Source organism: Tenacibaculum aiptasiae, from assembly GCF_965221665.1.
GTDB lineage: Bacteria > Bacteroidota > Bacteroidia > Flavobacteriales > Flavobacteriaceae > Polaribacter > Polaribacter aiptasiae.
The window spans coordinates 1,437,884-1,460,405 of the sequence record NZ_CBDCSN010000002.1; the positions used below are offsets into that span (position 1 = coordinate 1,437,884).

Genomic DNA, 22,522 nt, shown 5'->3' on the forward strand with positions numbered 1-22,522 from the left:
TTTATTAAACAAAAATTTAAAAACATGAAAAAATTAGTGAAAACAACAATGGTGTTAATGCTTTTAGTAACAGCTTTAAACGTAAAGGGACAGGAGTTATCGGTAATAAAATCATCAAGTATTGGAATTAATGAACTACCAGAATATGTTATTATAACATCGCAAAACACAAAGTTGTTGGGAGGAATTAATATTATAATAGATAAAAAAAGATCAACTTATAAAGATCAATTAGAAGAGCTAGAATCATTATTACAAGATGGAGATAAGCTAAGAGTAAGAAATCAGACCGATTTATTAAACGCAATGTCTAAGTTAGGTTTCGATTATGTAAATGCTTACAATGCTAATGCAATAATGCCAAGTAATAGAAACAGCGATGGTGAAGATATTTTAAATATAGTAGATGGAGGAGAAGGAACCTATAAAGTAAATATGGTTTTTAGAAAAAAAGAAAAATATAGAAGTTAGAAAACTATAAAAACAGGTGGAAAACGAAGACATTTTAATTTGATTAATTTTCTAAAAAGAGAAGTATATTATGTAATTTTGCACTTCAAATTCAACAGAAAATGTCAGAAGAAAAGAAATCATTGAATTTTTTAGAACAAATTATTGAAGAAGATTTGGCAAATGGAATGCCAAAAGAAAACTTACGTTTTCGTTTTCCACCAGAACCAAACGGATATTTACACATTGGACATACAAAAGCTATTGGAATTAGCTTTGGTTTAGGAGAAAAGTATAATGCTCCTGTAAATTTACGTTTCGACGATACAAACCCAGCAAAAGAGGAACAAGAGTATGTAGATGCTATAAAAAGAGATGTTTCTTGGTTAGGGTATCAATGGGAAAACGAATTGTATTCATCTGATTATTTTCAACAATTATACGATTGGGCAGTACAATTGATAAAAGACGGGAAAGCATATGTAGATAGCCAGACTTCAGAAGAAATGCGAGTACAAAAAGGAACGCCTACAAAAGCAGGAGAAAATAGTCCTTATAGAACTAGAAGTGTAGAGGAAAATCTAGATTTATTCACTAGAATGAAAGACGGAGAGTTCGAAGAAGGAACACATGTTTTACGTGCTAAAATAGATATGGCGTCTCCAAATATGTTAATGAGAGATCCATTAATGTATCGTATTTTAAAGAAAGCTCACCATAGAACAGGAAACGATTGGGTAATATACCCAATGTACGATTGGACACATGGAGAGAGTGACTATATAGAACAAATATCACACTCATTGTGTTCATTAGAGTTTAAACCACATAGAGAATTATACAATTGGTTTAGAGATAACGTATATGAGTATAGTAAATTAGAGTATCCAAATCCACCAAAACAACGAGAGTTTTCACGTTTAAACTTAAGTTACACTATAATGAGTAAGCGTAAGTTGTTAAAATTAGTTGAAGAAGGTGTTGTAAATGGATGGGACGATCCAAGAATGCCAACAATTTCAGGTTTACGTAGAAGAGGATATACCCCAGCATCAATTAGAAACTTTATTGAAACAGTTGGAGTTTCAAAGAGAGAGAATGTAATAGATGTGGCATTGTTAGAGTTTAAAATCAGAGAAGATTTGAACAAAACAGCCAATAGAGTAATGGGAGTTCTAGATCCAGTAAAAGTAATTATTGATAACTACCCAGAAGGAGAAGAAGAAATCTTAATTGCAGAGAACAATCCAGAAGATGAAAACTCAGGAACAAGAGAAGTGCCATTTTCAAGAGAAATTTATATTGAACGAGAAGATTTTAGAGAAGAAGCAAATAAAAAGTTCTTCAGATTAAAATTAGGAAAAGAGGTTCGATTAAAGAATGCATATTTTATCACAGCAACAAGTTGTGAGAAAGATGAGAATGGAAATATCACAGTAATTCACTGTACTTACGATCCATTAACAAAATCGGGTAGTGGAACAGAAGAAAGTAAGCGTAAGGTAAAAGGAACTTTACACTGGGTTTCTGTAAAACATGCAGTAAAAGCTGAGGTAAGAGCTTATGATAGATTGTTTTTAGACGAGGCTCCAGATGCTCATAAAGATAAAGACTTTATGGAGTTTATAAACCCAGATTCTTTAGAAAAAATAGAAGCATTTGTAGAACCAAGTTTACAAACAGCAAAAATAGGAGACAGATTCCAATTCCAACGATTAGGATATTTCAATGTTGATGATGATTCAACACCAGAAAATCTAGTGTTTAATAAAACAGTTGGATTACGCGATAATTGGGCAAAAAAGAAGTAGTTTAAAGAACTATAATAGCAATAAAAACTCCCTATAGATTTTAAAAATCTATAGGGAGTTTTTTAATGCAAAGATTCCATTTTAAGATTTCAATAGAATATGTATCTTTACTGATTAAGGGAAGTTGTGATAAAATAAACTTTATCTAGCTGAAAATCAATAATAAAAAAATGTTTTTTGATACTGTATAAATATCAGGTTTAAAAAATATTTATAAAAATATACTATTTTATGAGTTGTAGCAGTTGCTCAACTAACAAAAGCGGGGTTCCTAATGGGTGTAAAAGCAATGGAAATTGTGCAACAGGCACTTGTGGGAGTGGAAATAAATTAGCCGTTTTTGATTGGTTATCAAATATGACTTTACCAACAGGTGAAGCTCCATTTAATATATACGAAGTTCGGTTTAAAAACGGACGAAAGCACTTTTTTAAAAATTCAGATAAAGTAACTGTTTCAATGGGAGATATTGTAGCAGTTGAAGGATCGTCAGGACATGATGTAGGAATTGTTTCGTTAGCTGGTGAGCTTGTAAAAGTTCAAATGAAAAAACGAAAAATTGCTACAGATAGTGAGGATGTTAAGAGAATTTACAGAAAAGCATCGCAAAAAGATATTGATATCTGGCAAGCAGCCAGAGAAAAAGAACTTGAAACACAGCGAAAAGGAAGGGAAATAATTAGTCGTTTAGGATTAAAAATGAAGCTTTCAGATGTGGAATATCAAGGAGATGGTACCAAAGCTACTTTTTATTATACTGCCGATGAACGTGTAGATTTTAGACAATTAATTAGAGATTTAGCAGGAACTTTTTCTATTCGAGTAGAAATGCGTCAGGTAGGAATGCGTCAAGAAGCAGCTCGATTAGGAGGGGTAGGTTCTTGTGGTAGAGAATTGTGTTGTTCAACTTGGTTAACAGATTTTAGAAAGGTAAATACAGCAGCAGCACGCTATCAACAATTATCATTAAACCCTTTAAAATTAGCAGGACAATGTGGTAAATTAAAATGCTGTTTAAATTTTGAATTAGACACCTATTTAGATGCATTAAAAAGTTTTCCAAAGCAAGACAAAATACTTAAAACAGAAAAAGGAGATGCCGTTTTTGTAAAAATGGATATTTTCAAAAAAATGCTTTGGTATACCTATAAAGAGGAAAGTTTTAAGTGGTTTAAGTTATCCTTAGATCAAGTTCATGAAATTATTGAATTAAATAAAAATAATGAACTGGCTTTACCGTTAGATGAGTATGAGTTAGAAATTACAGAAGAAGAAGCTGTTAATTTTGAAAATGTAGTTGGACAAGATAGTTTAACACGTTTTGATACTCCAAAAAAGCCAAGAAGAGGAAATAGAAGAAGGTCGAGAAAACCAATAGGAAAAAAGCCAGCAGCGAAAACGAAGAAAGAATCAAATAATGCTACGGAGGCAAAACCGAAAAAACGACCACAAAAAAATCAAGCTAAAGCAGAACCAAATAATAAAAAAACTGACAAGAAAAGGGTTGATAACAGGAAGCAAAAGCCTAAAAATAATCCTAAGTCAAATAAACCAAAACCTCAAAAAGGTTCAGAAGAAAATAAAACACAAGCACAAAAGAAAAAACCAAATAATCAAAGAAGAAGAAATAATAATCAGAGAAAAAGAAAGCCAAACGGAAATAAGAATAATGAAAACAAGAATAATAAAGAGTAAAATAGCAGTATTCTTTTTAGCAATTTTTATGCTAGCATCATGCGATTCAAAAGGCGTGTACGATGAATATATTTCGTTGTCAGGTAACTCATGGAATAAAGAAAATACACTGGCATTTACTTTTACTATAAACGATTCTATAAACAAGAAAAACTTATTTATAAATTTAAGAAACAATAAAGATTACGGTTATAGTAACTTGTTTTTAATAACTCAAATGGATTTTCCAGATGGAGAAGCAATTATAGATACTTTAGAATATGATATGGCTGATCTTACAGGAAAATTTTTAGGAACTGGATTTACAGATATAAAAGAAAATAAACTTTATTATAAAGAAAACATAACATTCCCAAAAGCCGGAGAATATACCTTTAAAGTTCGACAAGCAATGAGAAAAAACGGAGAAGTTGAAGGTATAGAAGAATTAGAAGGAGTTACTCAGGTTGGGTTTAGAATAGAAAAAATTAAATAATGGCAGAGAAAAAAGCAGTCAGTTTTGTTAAATATATTAAGTGGTTTTGGTCTATCGTTTTAGGTGGATTCCTATTTATATGTTTAATGTTTTTATTAGCGTCTTGGGGAGTATTTGGAGCATTACCATCTTTCGAAGAATTAGAAAATCCTAAAAGTGATTTAGCAACAGAAGTTATTTCAGCAGATGGAAAAACTTTAGGAAAATACTATGTAAAAGCAAATAGAACACCAATCCAATACAAAGATTTACCAGAAAACTTAATAAAAGCTCTAGTAGCTACAGAAGATGAACGTTTTTACGAACATTCAGGGATAGATTTTAGAGGTTTAGCAAGAGCAGTAGCCAAAATGGGTGCTGGAGGAGGAGCAAGTACAATTACACAACAATTAGCAAAGAACCTTTTTACAGGAAGAGCTTCTAGGAATATAATTGTACGTATTACTCAAAAAATGAAAGAATGGGTGGTGGCTGTAAAGTTAGAGCGTCAGTATACGAAAGAAGAAATTGCAACAATGTATTTAAATACACAAGGATTTCTTTTTAATGCAACAGGAATACGTTCAGCAGCACGTATTTATTTTGGAAAAGAACCAAAAGATTTAGACTTACAAGAATCGGCAATTTTAGTAGCAATGCTAAAAAATCCAAGGCAATACAATCCACATAGAAAAGTTTCTAAAAAGAAATCATTACAAAGAAGAAATGTAGTGTTTTCACAAATGGCAAAAAATGGAATTTTAACAGAGAAAGAAAAAGATTCATTACAAAAATTACCATTAAAAATTAATTTCACTCCAGAAAGTCATAGTGATGGATTGGCAACTTACTTTAGAGAAAATTTAAAACAGCGATTAAAAAAGTGGGCAAAAAATAATTTAAAGCCAAATGGACAGCCATACAATATATATAAAGATGGATTAAAAGTATATGTTACAATTGATTCACGTATGCAAAAATATGCAGAAGAAGCGGTAGAAGAGCATATGGCAAATTTACAGTCGTTTTTCTTTGCAGAACAGAAAAAGAATAGAACAGCACCGTTTTACGATTTAGATAAAAAAGAAATCTTGAATAGTATGAAACGTGCAAAAAGAAGTTCTACACGTTATAAGAGAATGAAAGCGGCAGGAAAATCGGAAAAAGAGATAGAAAAATCTTTCAATACCGATACAGATATGCGAGTGTTTTCATGGAAAGGAGAAAAGGATACCGTAATGACTCCTTACGATTCAATCCGTTATTATAAACATTTCTTACGTTCAGGATTGGTGTCTATAGAACCGCAAACAGGACATATAAAAGCATGGGTTGGAGGAATTAATAATAAGTATTTTAAATATGATGCAGTAGAGCAACAAAAACGTCAAGTAGGATCTACATTTAAGCCATTTGTCTATGCAACTGCAATAAATCAATTGAAAATGTCTCCTTGCGATAAGTTGCCAAACATTTTATACACAATTCCAAAAGAGAAATATGGAATGCCAGAAGACTGGACACCTAAAAACTCAAATAATAAATATGGAGGAGAGTTAACACTTAAAGAAGCATTAGCACACTCTACAAACGTAGTAACAGCACAATTAATAGATAAAGTATCGCCAATAAATGTTGCGCGTTTAGCGGAATCATCAGGAATAAAATCAAAAGTAGAAGCAAATCCATCAATAGCCTTAGGAGCCATAGATTTATCATTAATAGAAATGGTAAGTGCTTATGCAACTTTTGCTAATAGAGGTCTGAGAGTAAGCCCAATGATGATTACGCGTATTGAAGATAAAAATGGAACTGTATTAGAAGAGTTTGTGCCAGCGACAAAAGAGGTGTTAAGTGAAGAATCATCGTATGTAATACTTGATTTAATGAAAGGGGTAACTTTAAGTGGATCAGGAGCAAGATTAAGATCAAATTGGACTAAGTATAAAAAAATATCAACAGGGTTCCCTTATAAGCTAGAAAACCCAATAGCAGGAAAAACAGGAACAACGCAGAATCAATCAGATGGTTGGTTTATGGGAATAGTTCCAAATTTAGCAACAGGAGTGTGGACAGGAGGAGAAGATAGAGCTACTCACTTTAAAGGAATAGCATATGGGCAAGGAGCTACAATGTCTTTACCAACTTGGGGATTATTTATGAAAAAATGTTATGAAGATAAAACACTTAACATTAGTAAAGAAGATTTTGAAAAACCAGAAGAAGACTTATCAATCAATATCAATTGTGATGAAGTGAAAAAAGTAGAAGGAGATGTTGAAGAGAAAGAGAAGGAAGTAGAAGATGAAGAAACTGATTTTTAATTGTATTTAGAAAAACAAACAACTAAACATGATAAATAAAAAAATAAATAACGTACAAGAAGCAGTTGCTGGCGTAAAAGACGGAATGACTTTTATGTTAGGAGGTTTTGGTTTGTGCGGAATACCAGAAAATGCAATTGCAGAATTGGTAAGATTAGGAGTAAAAGATGTTACTTGTATATCAAATAACGCAGGAGTTGACGATTTTGGTTTAGGTTTATTACTACAAAATAAACAAATCAAAAAAATGATTTCTTCATACGTAGGAGAAAATGATGAGTTTGAGCGTCAAATGTTATCTGGTGAGTTAGAAGTAGAATTAACACCACAAGGAACATTAGCAGAAAAATGTAGAGCAGCGCAAGCAGGTTTTCCAGCATTTTATACACCAGCAGGTTACGGAACAGAAGTAGCAGAAGGGAAAGAAACTAGAGAGTTTGATGGAAAAATGTATGTGTTAGAGCCAGCTTTTAAAGCCGATTTTGCTTTTGTAAAAGCATGGAAAGGTGATACAGCAGGAAACTTAATATTTAAAGGGACAGCACGTAATTTTAATCCAAATATGTGTGGAGCAGCAACTATTACGGTTGCTGAAGTAGAAGAATTAGTGCCAGCTGGAGAATTAGACCCAAATCAAATTCATATTCCAGGGATTTTTGTGCAACGTATTTTTCAAGGAGAAAAATATGAGAAGAGAATAGAACAACGTACAGTAACACCAAAATTGTAATAAGATGGCATTGACAAAACAACAAATAGCACAAAGAATAGCTCAAGAATTACAAGATAAATGGTATGTTAACTTAGGAATTGGAATCCCAACCTTGGTGGCAAATTATATTCCAGAAGGAATAGAAGTAGAGTTTCAATCAGAAAACGGATTACTTGGAATGGGACCTTTTCCAGTAGAAGGTACAGAAGATGCCGATTTAATTAATGCAGGAAAACAAACCGTAACTGTTTTAGATGGAGGTTCTATTTTCGATTCAGCTACAAGTTTTTCTATGATTCGTGGGCAACATGTTCAGTTAACAGTATTAGGAGCTATGGAAGTAGCTCAAAATGGAGATATTGCAAACTGGAAAATCCCAGGGAAAATGGTAAAAGGAATGGGAGGAGCTATGGATTTAGTAGCATCAGCAGATAATATTATCGTAGCAATGATGCACACCAATAAAAGAGGAGAATCTAAATTGCTAAAAAAATGTTCACTACCATTAACAGGAGTTGGATGTGTAACTAAAATAGTTACCAATTTAGCAGTACTTGAAATAAAAGATAATGCTTTTCATTTATTAGAAAGAGCACCAGGGGTTTCAGTAGAAGAAATTCAAGAAGCAACAGAAGGTACTTTAATTGTAAATGGAGAAATACCAGAAATGGCTATTTAAAACCAGTAAATCAATCATTTTAATTAAATGAAAATAATCTCATATAACGTAAACGGAATACGTGCTGCCTTAAAAAAAGGGTTTATAGATTGGTTAAAAGCGGCTAGTCCAGATGTAATTTGCATACAAGAAACCAAAGCACATAAAGAACAACTAGATGTAACTGAGTTTGAAAATGCTGGGTACCCATATCACTATTGGTTTTCAGCAGAAAAAAAAGGATATTCATCAGTAGCTGTGTTTTGTAAAGAAGAGCCAAAGCATATAGAATATGGAACAGGGATAGAATCTATGGATTTTGAAGGAAGAAACCTTCGTGTAGATTTCGATGAGGTTTCAATAATGAGTATGTATTTACCGTCAGGAACAAATTCAGCAAGGTTAGATTATAAATTTAACTATATGGATGAAATACTAGCGTATGCTACTGAGTTACGTAAAACAATTCCAAACTTAGTAATTTGTGGAGATTATAATATTTGTCATGAAGAGATTGATATTCATAATCCAAAAATGAAAGGAGTCTCAGGATTTTTACCAGAAGAAAGAGAGTGGTTAGGTAAATTTATAGATAGTGGATTTATAGATAGTTTCCGCCATTTAAATCCAGAACGACAAGAGTATTCATGGTGGAGTTATAGAGCGAATGCTAGAGCTAATAATAAAGGATGGCGATTAGATTATGCAATGGTAACTGAACCTTTAAAAGATAAAATTTCTAGAGCTTATATTTTACCAGAAGCAAAGCATTCAGACCACTGTCCAATAGCTGTAGAATTAGATATTTAAACCAAAGATGAAAAACTTACTATTACTACTTTTTTTTACAGTTTCAATTTTTGCACAACAACCAATTGATAGTACTTCAGTAGAAAAACCAAATCTAGAAATTGCCGTTGATTCAACTATTGTAGCAAAAGATTCTATTAAAATAAAGCAAGCCGAAGATTTGTTTTCAGATGCAGATTTGAAAATGATTGATAGTTTACTAATAGAAGAAAAGTTTAATTCATCGTTGTTTGATAGTATTCAGTATGTAATAAACGATAAAGACATTCTAGGGAATACAACTACAATACTTTCAACAGATTTATTAAAAAAACGATTAAATGATATAGATGTAAAAACACCATTTCATTTAGCATACAATCCAGCTTTAGAAAAAGTAATAAATGGTTATTTAAAATATCGTAAAAAGTATTATCCAGCTTTAATGGCAAAAGCCAAATATTATTTTCCAATGTTCGAACAATATTTAGATCAGTTCGATGTACCATTAGAGATGAAATATTTAGCGATTGTTGAATCAGCTTTACGTCCAGATGCCCGTTCAAGAGTAGGGGCAACAGGTCTATGGCAATTTATGTATGGGACAGGAGTTCAGTTTGATTTGAAAGTTAATTCTTATGTAGACGATAGGCAAGATCCAGTAAAAGCAACTATAGCAGCTTGTAAATACTTAAGTCAGTTATATAAAATATTTGGCGATTGGGATTTAGCTTTAGCAGCATACAATTCTGGGCCAGGAAATGTCTCAAAAGCAATTAAACGATCTGGAGGCTATAAAAACTACTGGAATATTAGACCTTTTTTACCTAGGGAAACAGCAGGATATGTACCAGCTTTTTACGCAACGATGTATATTTTTGAATATGCAGAAGAACATGGGATTAATCCAGAAGCACCAAAAATATTTCACTTTGAAACAGATACAGTAAGGGTAAAAAGAACCATAAGTTTTGATCAGATTTCAGAAAAAACAAAAATCGATACAGATTTGTTATCGTTTTTAAATCCATCGTATAAACTAGACATAATTCCATATGTAAAAGGGAAAAATTATGCAGTTAGATTACCTCGAAAAAGTGTAATAGAATTCTTAGATAAAGAGAAGGATATCTATACCTTGGCAAATGAAGATGATGCCAAGAGAGAAAAACCATTACCTAAGTACTTCGAAATGGATAAGCGTATTCGTTATAGAGTGCGTAGCGGAGATTATTTAGGGAAAATAGCAAATAAGTTTGGGGTAAGAGTAAGAGATATAAAACGTTGGAATGGTTTACGTAATAATAGGCTTAAAATAGGTCAACGCTTAAGTATTTATCCTAAAAAATTAGCTATACCAAAACAAGCTTCTAAAAAGAAACATGAAACACCAAAAGGTGAGCATGAAATATATATTGTTAAGAATGGAGATTCATTATGGACGATCTCTAAAAAATATCCTTCAATTTCTATTGAACAAATCAAAAAATGGAATAATATTTGGAGTGTAAAAAGTCTAAAACCAGGAATGAAGCTTAAAATTTTTAAAAGCTAAATTTTACAACTAAAGAGTAAAAGTATAAACTATGAAGAAAATAGTAGCCTTATTAGTATTGACATGCTTGGTAATTTCATGTAAAACAGGAGAAGGAAAAGATGGTTATATTTTGCCTAGATCCAATGGGACAACTAACAAAATTATGATTGTTACCAAAGCAGCAGATTGGCAAGGGAAAATAGGAGATGAAATTCGTACAGTATTTGGGGAGCACCAAGTTGGTTTGCCACAACCGGAAACATTATTATCTGTCAGTCAAGTAGACCCTATAGGTTTTAATAGTTTTTTGAGACATGCAAAGGCAATTTTAATTCTTCAAAATGGAACAGAAGAAGATATTAAAGTTGAGAAAAATAAATATGCGGCACCTCAAATTATTGTTTATGCAACAGCAAAGGGAAAAGAAGGGTTAATAAACTTAATAAAGAATAAGGGGAAAGAGATTATTAAGATATTTAAAGATGAAGACATAAGATTTACCCAAACTATCTTTAAAAAAGAACGTATCGATGAAACAAAGTTTAAAACAATTCAAAACCTTGGATTAACAGTTGATATTCCTAAAAGATATAATTTAGTCGAAGATACGGGTGATTTTTTATGGATGAGACAGCATCTAAAAAGCGGAATAGCTAGAGGAGATGGAACCAATAATATTTTAATATACAGTGTTCCTTTAGAAGATGAATCTAAAGTTTCAGATAATATTACTTCAGTACGTGACACTATAGGTAAGAAATATATTCCAGGTAGTAAAGAAGGGATGTATATGATTACAGAACAAGCATACACACCTTTTACATTTGATGCCGAAATAGATGGTAAAAAAGCATATGAAACTAGAGGTAAATGGGAAGTGAAAAACGATTTCATGGCAGGGCCATTTATAAATTATACAGTAATCGATAAGAAAAATAACCGATTGATAATTTTTGAAGGATTTACGTATGCACCTTCAGTAAATAAACGTGATTTTATTTTTGAATTGGAAGCAATAGCTAAATCTTTAAAGATTAAATAAGGTTTAAAGAAAATAAGTAGAAAAGCATCAAATAATTATTTGATGCTTTTTTTGTTATATTTGGTTGTAAACCAAAACTTTATATTTATGAAATTTAATTTTTTAATTATCGCTATAGCAGCATTAGTTCCTATGGTAATGGGATTTATTTGGTATGGTCCAATGCTTTTTAAAAATGCTTGGATGAAAGAGGTCAACTTTACAGAAGAATCAATGCAAGGAGCGAATATGGGAAAGATTTTTGGACTCTCTTATGTGTTTAGCTTTTTACTAGCATTTATATTACAAACATTAGTAATACATCAATGGGGAGTACAATCAGTATTAATGGGAGAACCAGGCTTTATGGAGCAAACTGGAGGAGCATTTGCTTACTTTAAAGAATTCATGTCTAATTTTGGAGATAGATTTAGAACATTTGGTCATGGAGCACTGCATGGAACTATGATTGGATTATTTATAGCTTTACCAATTTTAGGAACACAAGCATTATTTGAAAGAAAGAGTTTTAAATATGTGTTTATAAATGCAGGATATTGGATTATAACATTAGCATTAATGGGAGGAGTAATTTGTCAATGGGCGTAAGTGTATTGAAGATAAAAATAATATAGAAAAGCATCAATTTTATAAAATTGATGCTTTTTTTATGTAACAAAAATCGAAAAAATAATACATATAGTTAATCAATCAAATAATCACAAACCAAATGATTTTACACTTTTTAAAATTAGAATGGAAACAATATTTTCGTTCTTCTTATTGGCAAAAAGGACTAGCACTAAAAATAATAATGGGATTTTTTATTCTTTATTTTATAGTGGCTTTTTTAAGTATTGGTATAGGAGGATATTTTATTTTGAAAAAAACATTTCCAGATCAAGATCCTTTACAAATAGTTAATTCGATGTTAGTTTTTGCTATTTTGGGAGATTTAATTTTTCGTTATTTAATGCAAAAATTACCAGTAATGAATATAAAACCATTACTAATACTTCCAATAAAAAAAGATAAGTTAGTTTATTACCTTTTAGGTAAATCAGCTTTTTCAGGATTTAATTTTTTGCCATTGTTTTTTTATATCCCTTTTGCAATAGTATTAATTAATCATGATTATAATACTATTGGAATTTTAGGCTGGCTATTTGCAATGTTATGCGTTATTCAAGCTAATAATTTTTTAAATTTTCTAATAAATAAGAATAATAAGGTATTTACGTTTATTGCCGTTTTGTTAGTTGGTCTACTTGCTTTACAAAAGTTCACGAGTTTCGATGTTTCTATTTATAGCCAACAAATATTTGATGGAGTTGTAGAAAATCCAGTATTAGCTTTTATTCCATTAGTTTTAGCAGTTGTATTGTTTTATATAAACTTTAAACAATTAAGAAATAGAGTTTACTTAGATGATATTGTTGCTGTAAAAACAGAAGTAGCAACTACTGTTGATTTATCTTGGACAGAAAGATTAGGTGATGTAGCACCATTTATTAAAAATGATATTCGATTAATTTGGAGAAATAAAAGAACAAAAACAGTTTTTTTAATGTCCTTTCTATTTCTTTTTTATGGGTTAATTTTCTTTACTCAAGAAACATATCAGAAAATGCCTGCAATGCTAATGTTTGCTTCATTATTTATAACGGGAGGATTTGCACTAAACTATGGACAATTTATTCCAGCTTGGGATAGTTCACATTATAAAATGCTAATGAGTCAAAGTTTTAGATATAGAAAATTCTTGGAGTCAAAATGGTTTTTAATGGTAGCTATGACATCAATCTTATATTTTTTAAGTATTCCTTATTTATATTTTGGAACTAGGATATTTTTAATGATTACTTGTGGAGCTGTTTTTAATATAGGATTTAATTCATTGTTTTTATTATATGCTGGCTCTTTCAATAGAAAAAGAATTGATTTGACAAAAGGAGGTTTTGGTAATACGCAAGGAACCAGCGCTACGCAGTTCTTAATTATACTACCATTAATGTTATTTCCAATGGCTATATTTTGGGTGTTTGATAAATTCGTTGGATATAATTCAGGATTTATTGTAGTAGCGTTAGTAGGTGTAATAGGTTTAGTATTTAAAAACTATTTTATGAATTTAATTGAGGCAAAGTATATTAAAGATAAATATGCAATGATTAATGCCTTTGGAAAAGAAGCCTAAAACATAAAAAATTAAAAGAAGAAAACATGATTAGATCAAATAATATATCAAAAAAATACGGACAAACTGAAGTCTTAAATATAGAAACATTAGAAATTCCAACAGGTCAATCATTTGGTTTGGTAGGTAATAATGGAGCAGGAAAAACAACATATTTTAATATTTTGTTGGATTTAATAAGACCAACAACAGGTGAAATAATAAATAATGAAGTAGTAGTAAATAAAAGCGAAGACTGGAAAACTTTTACAGGATCTTTTATTGATGAATCCTTTCTAATAAGTTATTTAACTCCTATGGAGTATTTTGAGTTTATTGGAGATTTGCGAGGAATGAATAGGGCAGATGTGAAATCTTATTTAAGTCAGTTTGAGGAGTTTTTTAATGGAGAAATTCTAGGGAAGAAAAAATATTTACGAGACCTAAGTAAAGGAAATCAGAAAAAAGCAGGAATTGTTGCTGCAATGATGGGTAACCCACAAGTAGTAATTTTAGATGAACCTTTTGCAAATTTAGATCCAACGACTCAAATTAGACTGAAAAAAATAATAAAAACCTTAACAGAGAATAAGGAAGTTACAGTGCTAGTATCAAGTCACGATTTAAGTCATGTAACCGATGTTTGTGAACGAATAGTGGTTTTAGACAAAGGAAATGTGGTTAAAGATATCAATACATCACAAGAAACATTGCAAGAATTAGAAAGCTATTTTTCGGCTTAATGTATGTATGGAGGTTATGGTAGCATAAAACCTATACTTCGTAATAATAAAAATTTATTGCGAAAGAAAAGCATATTTAAAAAAGAAGGTTCGCCATAAGAGAAGAAGAAAGAATTAAAGGGTCTTTTTAAAGGTAAACTTTCTTTTTTAAAAAAGTCTAACTACGAGTTAAGTCGAGTTAAAAGAAGAATTAGATTAAAAATAAAAGAAGAAGAGAAGAAACTCAGAGTTTATTTCAGTCTAACTTTGATAGTGTTAACTTTAATTAGCATTCCATTATTGATACATTTTAGAGACGCTCAAAAAGAAATAAATAGTAGAAGCATTGCAATAAAAAAAGAAGCATATAACAAGAAATATTTACCAAAATTCAACTTTGTTATACAAGACGGAGACCAGTGGTTAGCAAAAAAGAAATACAAAAATGCTATTTATCAATATAATAAAGCATTAGAGTATTTTCCGAAAAGTTCTTTAGCAAAAGAAAAACTAATTTTAGCTTACCAAGAACGATGTAAAAATGTAAATATCGATTGTGATAAACTAAATTGATAAAAATTATCTTTTTATTATTATTTTTACGCTTTTACGTACAATAACTTAACTATAATATTGTTGTACAGTAAAGGTGTAATTCTTATGAAAAAACTATACAAAATCTTAGTTTTCAATATTCTTTTAGCTATTGTGTATTCATGTAGCGTAAAAAAAGATGCTTTTTTAAATAGAAACTTTCATGCAGTAACAACAAAATACAATGTGTTGTTTAATGGAGAGCAAGCTTATTTAAAGGGATTAAAAGAAATTGAAGACAAACATCAAGACAATTTTTGGAGACGACTACAAATAGAACCAATAACTTTTGATGAAAGCAAAATAGTAGCTCCAGTATTGCAACCAGGTACAGGTTTTGGAGAAGATGAAGAAGAAGAGAATAAAAAACTAACACCATTTGATAAAGCAGAAGAAAAAGCAGTAAAAGCAATTCAGAAGCATTCAATGAATATAAATGGGTATGAGAGAAATCGCCAAATAGACGATGCTTATTTATTACTTGGAAAATCAAGATACTATACACAAAGATTTATACCAGCAATAGAGGCATTTAACTACATCATAGCAAATTACCCAAATGCAAGCTTAATAAACGAAACTAAAATTTGGAGAGCTAAAACAAATATTCGATTAGATAATGAGAAATTAGCTATAGAATCATTAAAATTTTTGTTAGAAGTAGAAGAAAATGAAGAAGAGTTACCAGACGAAATTAGAGAACAAGCCCATACAGCAATGGCAATGGCGTATCAAAAAACAGATACGATTCAAAAAGTAATAGAGCATTTAACGGCAGCTTCTAAAATATTTAAAAATAAAGAGCAAGCAGCTCGAAATATGTTTGTTTTAGGGCAGATTTATAGCGAGTTAGATAGAAGAGATTCGGCAAGAATGGTGTTTAAAAAATTAGCAGATTATAGAAAAGCACCTTATAAATACCGTATTCGAGCAAATATAGAGTTAGCCAAAAATACAGAGAACGATTCAGCATCAATAGTTGTTTTAGCACGATTAAAAAAGTTAATTCGAAACACGGACAACAGAAAATATTTAAATACATTATACTATCAGGCAGGTGTTTTAGAGGAAGGAAGAAACAATCCAGAAAAAGCAATAGCCTATTATGAAAAATCATTGAGGGCAAAAAATAACAATGATTATCAAAAAACATATGCTTACGAGCATTTAGGGAATATAGCATTTAATAAAGAGAACTATTTGCTAGCGGGGGCTTATTATGATAGTGTTTTACAAGTAACATCAAAAGAGTTTGATCAAGAGAAAAGAATACGTAGAATTCGTAGAAAAAATAAAGGTTTAACAACTTTAAGAAAGTATGAAGATCTAGTTAAAACAAATGATAGTATTCTTAATTTGGTAGGAATGACAAAAGAAGAGCAGGAATCTTTTTTTGAAAAGTATATTGAAAAAATAAAGAAAGAAGACGAAGAAAAACAACAGTTACTACTAAATGCTCAAAATTTTGGAAACTCATTTGGAGGAGGGGCATCTATAAATCTTTCAAATAAAGGAAAATGGTATTTTTACAATACTCAGGCTTTAGGTTATGGAAAAGCAGAATTTCAAAAAGTATGGGGAACAAGACCTTTGGAAGATAACTGGCGTTTGTCAGATAAATCAACTACTAATATTACCGATGAAGAAGAAGAATCTTCAGAACCAAAGGTGAATAAACGTTATGAATTATCTACATATATAAGTCAAATACCAACAGAAAAGAAAGTTATAGATAAACTTGTGTTTGATCGTAATGATGCATTATATCAATTAGGGTTGATTTATAAAGAGCAATTTAAAAACTCAGAATTAGCAGTTAAAAACTTAGAACGTTTACGAGAAGAACGTAAAGATGATAAGTTAGAACTGCCTATTAGTTATCATTTATATCAGATTTATACAAGTTTAAATAACGAAGAAAAAGCATCAGAATTTAAAAACATTATACTGAATAAATATTCAGATACTAAGTTTGCACAAATCATAAGTAATCCAAACGAGAAGTTAACGGAAGAGAAAAAAGAAGATGCAGTCTTAGATAAATACAAAGAAATCTATTACTTATATAAAGAAAATAAGTTTGAAGAAGTTGTAAGTGAAATAGATGGATTTTTGCCAACCATAAGAAATTCAAATTTAATTCCTAAATTTGCTCTCTTAAAAGCTTTAGCTATAGGTAAGTATAACGATAAGAAGGTGTACAAGAAAGCGTTAGAGTTTGTGTCTATTAGTTATACAAATACTGAAGAAGGTAAGAAAGCAAAAGAAATAATTAAAAAATTAGGTAAAATTTAATTCCCCAAAACTCCCCAAGTATGTTTAGTAAAGAAAACAAGAAAGCAAAAGCAGGTGAAAGAAAAGTGTCAGAAAGAAATATTATAGGTAAAAACACCAAGATTACTGGAGATATTATTTCAGAAGGAGACTTCAGAATAGACGGAACTTTAGAAGGAACCATAAAAACAGATGGTAGAGTAATTATAGGCGACTCTGGTTTAATTAAAGGTAAGGTAGAGTGTACAAATGCAGATGTAGAAGGTAAGTTCTCAGGAGAATTATTGGTTTCAAATACTTTAACAGTAAAATCTTCAGCAAATATTAATGGAGATGTAGTTATAGGTAAGCTTTCAGTAGAACCAGGTGCAGCATTTAATGCTACTTGTTCAATGAAAGGAGCCGTGAAAGAATTAAATAAAGATGAGCAAAAACTCAAAGAGAAAACCGCTTAATAAATATATTCGGTTTACTACTATTGCTTTTCAAATGGGTTTAACCATTTATCTAGGAAGTTTACTAGGTGAATGGTTAGATACCAAATATCCAAACGAAGGAGAGTTATATACTAAAATATGTACACTGGTTGCTGTTTTCTTAGCAATGTTCTCCGTTATCCAACAAGTTACAAAAATTTCAAAAGAAAATGATTAAACGAATTTTGTTCTTTATTGCTGCAGTAATTTTAACACTAGCAATAAGTTACATTCCGCACAACTATGTTTTAGCTTCAAAAGAAATTCAATTATCATTTTCACTTTTTGCGGTATATCTATTTCATGTTATTGCAGCAATTATTGTATATTTTATAGTTGAGTTTATAGCAGATAAGATGCCTAATCAGGCAGGATATGCGTATTTGGCATCCATATTTTTAAAAATTGGATTTTTTGTATTGATTTTTCAAGCTTCGGTCTTCGCAAATGAACAACTAACTAAGCCAGAAAGATTTTCATTAGTAATTCCATTATTTTTATTTTTAATTCTAGAAGCTATTGCTGTTTCAAAACTATTGAATAGCAAATAGTTTCATGTTTTTTTTGCTTTAAAATATCTTTTGAAAAACTAAGACAAAAAAAGGGTTTGTAGTTTTAATTAAATGTGTACCTTTGCACGGAAATTTAGAGACCATAACCCTATATTAAAAAAGGCATGATGATAGCACAAAAATCTATCAAGTTTTTTACAGTCTTAGCACTAGTTTTTACTTCATTCACAGCATTTGCTGGTGGTGGAGAAAAAAAATCTTCAGAAAATGATGGTGGAAGAGTAAACACCAAGAAAGAAATCAACGATTACATTAAGCATCACTTAGCAGATTCACATGATTTTGCTTTTTATTCGTATACGAATGATGCAGGTGAAAGAAAGCACGTAGGTTTTCCATTACCAGTAATTGTTAAAACAAGCAAAGGAATTAAGTTTTTTATGTCGTCTAAATTCCATCATAATGATGATGGAACAGTTATCGTTGATGCTGGGGATGTAAAGTTAGTTAAGATTCATAGTAAAATTTATGAGTTAAATGAAGGAGCTACTGAGGTTGCTTTTGATGAAACTCACCATGCAACAAATGCACACAAAGTATTAGATTTTTCTATTACTAAGAGTGTTTTTGGAATGTTATTCGCAGGATTATTAATGTTTTTAGGATTTAACTCTTTAGCTAAAGGTTATAAAAAAGGAGCAATTCCAACTGGAGTTGGTCGTGTATTAGAGCCATTAGTGTTATATGTAAGAGATGAAATCGCAAGACCAAATATTGGAGAAAAGAAGTATAAGAGATTTATGCCTTATTTATTAACGGTATTTTTCTTTATCTGGATATTAAACTTATTAGGATTAACTCCATTAGGGTTTAACGTTACAGGTCAAATTGCTGTGACAGCTTGTTTAGCTATTTTTACATTAGTAGTATACATCTCAAGTGGAACAAAAGATTTTTGGATGCACACTTTATGGATGCCAGGAGTTCCTGTAGTTTTAAGACCAATATTAGCAATAATAGAATTAGTAGGTTTTATTTTAATTAAACCATTTTCATTATTAGTGCGTTTATTTGCAAACATTACAGCGGGACACTTCGTAGTAATGAGTTTAATAGCGTTAATGATGACTTTAAAAGCTCAGTTTGGAGGAGTTGCTTCAACAGGGATTTCATTAGTGTTAACATTATTTATTTCAGTAATTGAAATATTAGTAGCCTTCTTACAAGCATTTATTTTTACAATGTTATCTGCTTTATTTATCGGTATGGCAGTAGAAGAGCACGATCACGAGCATGCAGATGCTCACTAAGAATATAGAATAAGAATTTGTTTAATTTAATATAAATCAATTAGTATGTACAATTTAATTGGAGCAGGATTAATCGTAATCGGTGGAGGAATCGGATTAGGTCAAATTGGAGGAAAAGCAATGGAAGGAATTGCTCGTCAACCTGAGGCTGCTGGTAAAATCCAAACAGCGATGATCATCATCGGAGCATTATTAGAAGGATTAGCTTTCGGTGCTTTAATCTTAGGAAAATAAGATTTTAAAACAAAGAAAAACATATTCCTGTAACGGTTGGTTACAGGAAATGTTTTCACAATTAAACAAAAGGTGTTTTTAAAAAGAATTAATTAGATATATAATGGATCAGTTATTAAATGATTTTTCTCCAGGGTTGTTCGTAATGCAACTAGTTATTTTAGGGATTTTATTATTTTTATTAGCAAAGTTTGCTTGGAAACCAATTTTAAGCTCTTTAGATGAAAGAGAAGAAGGAATTCAAAATGCATTAGACGAGGCTGAAAATGCTCGTAAGGAAATGCAAAACTTACAAGCAGATAATGAAAAAATGATCAAAGAAGCACGTGCTGAAAGAGATGCAATGATGAAAGATGCTCGTGAAATTAAAGATAACATTATCGCTGAGGCAAAAGAAGAAGCTTCTGAACAAGCAGCTATTATGATAGAAAATGCTAAAGCAACTATTAAGCAAGAACAACAAGCTGCAATTGCTGAGTTAAAGAAAAATGTTGCTGAGTTATCAATCAACATCGCTCAACAAGTAGTAAGAAAAGAATTAACTTCACAAGACGATCAATTAAAGCTTGTAGAAGGAATGTTAGAAGAGGTTACTTTAAACTAATCAAACAATGAAAGGAGCAAGACCAGCATTACGTTACGCAAAAGCAATTTTAAATCTAGCTAAAGAAACAGGAAACGAAACTTTAGTAAACGATAACATGAAGTTAATCGTAGATACTATTGCAGAGAGTAGTGAATTAGATACAATGCTTAAAAGCCCTGTAATTAAAGCTGCAGATAAACGTAAAGTTTTAGCAGCACTTTTTGGTGACAAAGTAGATAACGTTATAAAAGGTTTATTTAACTTATTAGAAGAAAATAAACGTATGATAATGTTAGAGCCAATTGCAAAGCAATATTCTATCATTTACGATTACCACAAGAGTATGCAGGTTGCTAAAGTTACTACAGCAGTAGCTTTAACAAAAGAGCTAGAAGATAAAATACAAGCAAAGATTGTAGAACTTACAGGAAATAGTGCTAGTATAGAAAATATAGTAAATCCAGAAATTTTAGGAGGATTTATTTTACGTGTTGGAGATGTGCAGTATGATGCAAGTATCTCTAATCAATTTAATGAATTAAGAAGAGAATTTGACAACAGTCATTATATTCCACAAATTTAATTATACATCAAAAGAAATAAGATGGCAGCAATTAAACCAGCTGAAGTATCAGCAATTTTAAAGGAACAATTAACAAATTTCGAGTCAAAAGCTTCATTAAATGAAGTAGGTACAGTATTACAAGTAGGTGATGGTATTGCTCGTGTTTATGGTTTATCTAACGTACAATATGGAGAGTTAGTTGAATTCGATAACGGACTAGAAGGTATCGTATTAAACTTAGAAGAAGACAATGCAGGGGTTGTATTATTAGGAGCTTCTACATCAGTAAGAGAAGGTTCTACTGTTAAGCGTACAGAAAGAATTGCTTCTTTAAGAGCTGGAGAAGGAATCGCAGGACGTGTTGTAAACACTTTAGGTCAACCAATTGATGGTAAAGGACCAATCGAAGGAACAACTTACGAAATGCCTTTAGAGCGTAGAGCTCCAGGGGTAATTTACCGTGAGCCTGTAACTGAGCCAATGCAAACTGGTATCAAGTCTATTGATGCAATGATTCCTGTAGGACGTGGACAACGTGAGTTAATCATTGGAGACCGTCAAACTGGTAAATCAACAGTTGCTATTGACACAATCTTAAATCAAAAAGAATTTTATGATGCAGGACAACCAGTGTACTGTATCTATGTAGCTATTGGTCAAAAAGCTTCTACTGTAGCAGCAATTGCTAGTATGTTAGAAGAAAAAGGAGCTTTAGCTTATACAACTATCGTTGCTGCAAATGCATCTGATCCTGCACCAATGCAGGTATATGCACCATTCGCAGGAGCTGCAATTGGAGAATATTTCCGTGATACTGGTAGACCAGCATTAATTGTTTATGATGATTTATCTAAGCAAGCAGTAGCTTACCGTGAGGTATCTTTATTATTAAGAAGACCACCAGGACGTGAGGCTTACCCAGGGGATGTATTCTACTTACACTCAAGATTATTAGAGCGTGCTGCAAAAGTTATCAATGATGATAAAATTGCAAGTGAAATGAACGATTTACCAGATTCATTAAAAGGAATCGTAAAAGGTGGAGGTTCTTTAACTGCATTACCAATTATTGAAACACAAGCAGGAGACGTATCAGCATATATTCCAACAAACGTAATTTCGATTACTGATGGACAGATTTTCTTAGAGTCTGATTTATTTAACTCTGGTGTACGTCCAGCAATTAACGTTGGTATTTCTGTATCACGTGTAGGAGGTAACGCACAGATTAAATCTATGAAGAAAGTATCTGGTACATTAAAATTAGATCAAGCTCAGTTCCGTGAGTTAGAAGCGTTCGCTAAGTTTGGTTCTGATTTAGATGCTGCTACTATGAGTGTAATTTCTAAAGGACAACGTAACGTTGAAATTTTAAAGCAAGCTCAAAACGATCCTTTTACTGTAGAAGATCAGATTGCAATCATTTATGCAGGTTCTAAGAACTTATTAAAAGATGTACCTGTAAACAAGGTAAAAGAGTTTGAAAAAGATTATATCGAGTATTTAAATGCTAAGCATAGAGATACTTTAGATGTATTAAAATCTGGAAAATTAACTGATGAAGTAACAGATGTGTTAACATCAGCAGCAGCAGAAATTTCTGCTAAATTTTCAAACTAAAT

Annotated in this window: 23 protein-coding genes; all 23 read left to right on the plus strand. The window is 31.2% G+C overall.

What is annotated here, in order from left to right; translation table 11 throughout:
• Positions 1-24 precede the first annotated feature (24 nt).
• The 23 genes from ACOQN8_RS06845 to atpA all read left to right on the plus strand — a co-directional run bounded on the left by ACOQN8_RS06845 (position 25) and on the right by atpA (position 22,520).
• On the plus strand, positions 25-471 hold the full coding sequence (locus ACOQN8_RS06845; protein WP_420552126.1) for a hypothetical protein: 447 nt from the start codon (positions 25-27) through the stop codon (positions 469-471).
• A 101-nt stretch (positions 472-572) separates the two neighbouring features.
• Positions 573-2,261 carry a glutamine--tRNA ligase/YqeY domain fusion protein gene (locus ACOQN8_RS06850; protein WP_420552127.1) on the plus strand — a complete coding sequence of 563 codons (1,689 nt, stop codon included), beginning with the start codon at positions 573-575 and terminating at the stop codon, positions 2,259-2,261.
• 231 nt (positions 2,262-2,492) lie between these two features.
• Positions 2,493-3,956, plus strand: a complete 1,464-nt coding sequence (locus tag ACOQN8_RS06855) for a PSP1 domain-containing protein (RefSeq protein WP_420552128.1) — start codon at positions 2,493-2,495, stop codon at positions 3,954-3,956.
• Positions 3,931-4,431, plus strand: coding sequence for a gliding motility lipoprotein GldH (locus tag ACOQN8_RS06860; protein WP_420552129.1), 501 nt, complete (start codon positions 3,931-3,933; stop codon positions 4,429-4,431). The genes ACOQN8_RS06855 and ACOQN8_RS06860 overlap by 26 nt, the downstream gene beginning before the upstream one ends.
• A complete protein-coding gene (locus ACOQN8_RS06865; RefSeq protein WP_420552130.1) occupies positions 4,431-6,734 on the plus strand; it encodes a transglycosylase domain-containing protein in 2,304 nt (767 codons plus the stop codon). Before ACOQN8_RS06860 ends, ACOQN8_RS06865 begins: the two co-directional genes overlap by 1 nt.
• Positions 6,735-6,762: 28 nt before the next feature.
• Positions 6,763-7,464 carry a CoA transferase subunit A gene (locus ACOQN8_RS06870; RefSeq protein ID WP_150899469.1) on the plus strand — a complete coding sequence of 234 codons (702 nt, stop codon included), beginning with the start codon at positions 6,763-6,765 and terminating at the stop codon, positions 7,462-7,464.
• A 4-nt stretch (positions 7,465-7,468) separates the two neighbouring features.
• Positions 7,469-8,125 (plus strand): CoA transferase subunit B, encoded by a 657-nt coding sequence (locus ACOQN8_RS06875; RefSeq protein WP_150899468.1) that lies wholly within the window; start codon positions 7,469-7,471, stop codon positions 8,123-8,125.
• A gap of 27 nt (positions 8,126-8,152) precedes the next feature.
• On the plus strand, positions 8,153-8,914 hold the full coding sequence (locus ACOQN8_RS06880) for an exodeoxyribonuclease III (RefSeq protein WP_150899467.1): 762 nt from the start codon (positions 8,153-8,155) through the stop codon (positions 8,912-8,914).
• Between the two features lie 7 nt (positions 8,915-8,921).
• Positions 8,922-10,448, plus strand: a complete 1,527-nt coding sequence (locus tag ACOQN8_RS06885) for a lytic transglycosylase domain-containing protein (protein WP_420552131.1) — start codon at positions 8,922-8,924, stop codon at positions 10,446-10,448.
• Positions 10,449-10,479: 31 nt separating this feature from the next.
• On the plus strand, positions 10,480-11,472 hold the full coding sequence (locus ACOQN8_RS06890) for a DUF4837 family protein (RefSeq protein WP_420552132.1): 993 nt from the start codon (positions 10,480-10,482) through the stop codon (positions 11,470-11,472).
• An 87-nt stretch (positions 11,473-11,559) separates the two neighbouring features.
• Positions 11,560-12,060, plus strand: coding sequence for a DUF1761 domain-containing protein (locus ACOQN8_RS06895; RefSeq protein WP_420552133.1), 501 nt, complete (start codon positions 11,560-11,562; stop codon positions 12,058-12,060).
• A gap of 121 nt (positions 12,061-12,181) precedes the next feature.
• A complete protein-coding gene (locus tag ACOQN8_RS06900; RefSeq protein WP_420552134.1) occupies positions 12,182-13,648 on the plus strand; it encodes a DUF5687 family protein in 1,467 nt (488 codons plus the stop codon).
• Between the two features lie 26 nt (positions 13,649-13,674).
• Entirely contained in the window at positions 13,675-14,370 is a 696-nt protein-coding gene (locus tag ACOQN8_RS06905; RefSeq protein WP_272150874.1) for an ABC transporter ATP-binding protein, read from the plus strand.
• A gap of 252 nt (positions 14,371-14,622) precedes the next feature.
• Positions 14,623-14,922 carry a hypothetical protein gene (locus ACOQN8_RS06910; RefSeq protein ID WP_420552135.1) on the plus strand — a complete coding sequence of 100 codons (300 nt, stop codon included), beginning with the start codon at positions 14,623-14,625 and terminating at the stop codon, positions 14,920-14,922.
• An 87-nt stretch (positions 14,923-15,009) separates the two neighbouring features.
• A complete protein-coding gene (porW, locus tag ACOQN8_RS06915) occupies positions 15,010-17,238 on the plus strand; it encodes a type IX secretion system periplasmic lipoprotein PorW/SprE (protein WP_420552136.1) in 2,229 nt (742 codons plus the stop codon).
• A 20-nt stretch (positions 17,239-17,258) separates the two neighbouring features.
• Entirely contained in the window at positions 17,259-17,672 is a 414-nt protein-coding gene (locus ACOQN8_RS06920; protein ID WP_150899460.1) for a bactofilin family protein, read from the plus strand.
• The gene (locus tag ACOQN8_RS06925) at positions 17,641-17,871 is read left to right on the plus strand and encodes an AtpZ/AtpI family protein (protein WP_150899459.1); all 231 of its coding nucleotides are present in this window, start codon (positions 17,641-17,643) and stop codon (positions 17,869-17,871) included. The genes ACOQN8_RS06920 and ACOQN8_RS06925 overlap by 32 nt, the downstream gene beginning before the upstream one ends.
• Positions 17,864-18,244: a DUF6168 family protein gene (locus tag ACOQN8_RS06930; protein WP_217701365.1), complete on the plus strand. Its 381-nt coding sequence runs from the start codon at positions 17,864-17,866 to the stop codon at positions 18,242-18,244. Before ACOQN8_RS06925 ends, ACOQN8_RS06930 begins: the two co-directional genes overlap by 8 nt.
• Before the next feature lie 125 nt (positions 18,245-18,369).
• The gene (gene atpB / locus ACOQN8_RS06935) at positions 18,370-19,515 is read left to right on the plus strand and encodes a F0F1 ATP synthase subunit A (RefSeq protein ID WP_420552137.1); all 1,146 of its coding nucleotides are present in this window, start codon (positions 18,370-18,372) and stop codon (positions 19,513-19,515) included.
• Between the two features lie 45 nt (positions 19,516-19,560).
• On the plus strand, positions 19,561-19,749 hold the full coding sequence (atpE, locus tag ACOQN8_RS06940; RefSeq protein ID WP_004569351.1) for an ATP synthase F0 subunit C: 189 nt from the start codon (positions 19,561-19,563) through the stop codon (positions 19,747-19,749).
• A 103-nt stretch (positions 19,750-19,852) separates the two neighbouring features.
• Positions 19,853-20,353 carry a F0F1 ATP synthase subunit B gene (locus ACOQN8_RS06945; protein WP_420552138.1) on the plus strand — a complete coding sequence of 167 codons (501 nt, stop codon included), beginning with the start codon at positions 19,853-19,855 and terminating at the stop codon, positions 20,351-20,353.
• Positions 20,354-20,360: 7 nt separating this feature from the next.
• On the plus strand, positions 20,361-20,918 hold the full coding sequence (gene atpH, locus ACOQN8_RS06950; protein ID WP_150899456.1) for an ATP synthase F1 subunit delta: 558 nt from the start codon (positions 20,361-20,363) through the stop codon (positions 20,916-20,918).
• Positions 20,919-20,939: 21 nt separating this feature from the next.
• Positions 20,940-22,520 (plus strand): F0F1 ATP synthase subunit alpha, encoded by a 1,581-nt coding sequence (gene atpA / locus ACOQN8_RS06955; RefSeq protein WP_420552139.1) that lies wholly within the window; start codon positions 20,940-20,942, stop codon positions 22,518-22,520.
• The last annotated feature ends 2 nt before the right edge of the window (positions 22,521-22,522 follow it).